Here is a 1,651-nt window from a genome sequence, read left to right on the forward strand (position 1 = left end):
CACGCTGCTGGGGCTGACGCGGCTGGCGCTGCAGGCGGCGAGCCTGACCAACGCGGACGGGGCACGGCTGTACAGCGCGGGGGACCTTCAGCTGCGTACCGGGCAGCTGACGCAGAGCGGTCAGCTGGCGGCGCTGGGCGACCTGCGGGCGGACCTCGGCAACCCGTTCACCCTGACGCGCACGCTGGCGGCGGGGGGACAGCTGACGCTGAACGTGACGGGCGACCTGGTGCAGGGGGGGACGCTGCAGGGGAACGGGGTGACGGTGAGCAGCACCGGCACGCTGACGCAGCAGGGCCGCATCGTGGCGGGCAGTGGCAACAGCACGCTGTCGGCGGCGGCCATCAGCCAGACGGCGGGCGGGAGTATCCAGGGGGGCGGGCCGCTGAGCCTGCTGGCGAGCGGCGATATCACCAACCGGGGATTTATCGGCACGGCGGGCGACCTGCTGATGCAGGCGGGCGGGCTGATAGACAACAGCAGCCTGCTGTACGGCGGGGGCAACCTGCAGCTGCTGTCGGCCGCGCTGGTGAACCGGTACGGGAACATCCTGGCGGGGAACAGCCTGTGGATACAGCGTGATGCGGCGGGGGCTGCGAGCGACAGCGTGCTGAACAGTTCGGGCACCATCGAGACGCAGCGGGGGGATATCACGGTGCGTACCGGGACGCTGACCAACCAGCGGGAAGGGCTGACGGTGACGGAGAGCAGCAGTACGGTGGCGGAGGCGCCCTCATGGGGTGGCGGGACTGATGCAACAATACCGGTTAGTTGGTTTAAAGACGGCGAATTAGGTATTGGCGAGTATATTTATGATACAGCATGTCGTCAAAATGACTGCAATGGAAGAACCTTTCACATTTTAGTCCCCAAAGAAGAGACAGTCCTTCAGAAGATAATACTGCAGGAGAAAACGGTATCTGTAAGCTCTCAGGGGAGAGCAGCAGAAATTAATTCTGCATCTAATATGTTTTTAAATGCCGGTTTCTTACTGAATAATGCATCTTCTATTTATACTCAGGGGAATATGCTTTTAACAGGAGAAAACCTGAGTAATCAGACATATTCTTCAGGTGAGTTGACGCAATATATTACCTATAAATATGTGGGTGTTGATTTAGGAATGCCGAGATTAAAAGAACCAGTCCATGTATTAGCGAGGAAAGATCAAAGTATCTATATAAAAGTAGAACGCAATACCAGAAATAACGATGATTCAGGGTATGACTATGTAGTATTCCATGACTCGAGTGATCGTGATGGTGGGTGGACCGAGACTTTTAGTTTAGACAATGGTTCTTTAAAATTTACTTTAGCTGGCGAGCCCGTTTATGAACGCGCGAACGGCCAGTCCTACACCGCCACCATCCAGGCCGGCGGCGCAATAACCGCTAATTTCTCGCAGAATATCAGCAACACCGGCCTGCAGCCGGGCAGCGGCGGCTTTATTCCCGCGCTTTCCACGCCGACGCTGGCCGGGGTGAGTGCGCCGACCCCGGTGGGGGCGCAGGCCGACCACGGACTGGGTGGGGCGTCGGGTAACGTCAGCCCTACCGCCCTGCCGGGCGGCACCGGCAGCGTGGCGCTGGCCGGGCAGGCGGGCAGCCTGAACGCCGGTTACGGCACGGTCACCCGCGATAGCATCACGCCT

1 pseudogene is annotated in these 1,651 nt (G+C 59.4%); it reads left to right on the forward strand.

From position 1 onward, the window contains the following. Nucleotides 1–1,651: pseudogene (locus tag DXXMK7_RS00115) on the forward strand (hemolysin BL-binding protein); the annotation flags it as partial.

The organism is Dickeya sp. MK7 (assembly GCF_000406305.1).
Taxonomy (GTDB): Bacteria; Pseudomonadota; Gammaproteobacteria; order Enterobacterales; family Enterobacteriaceae; genus Dickeya; species Dickeya fangzhongdai.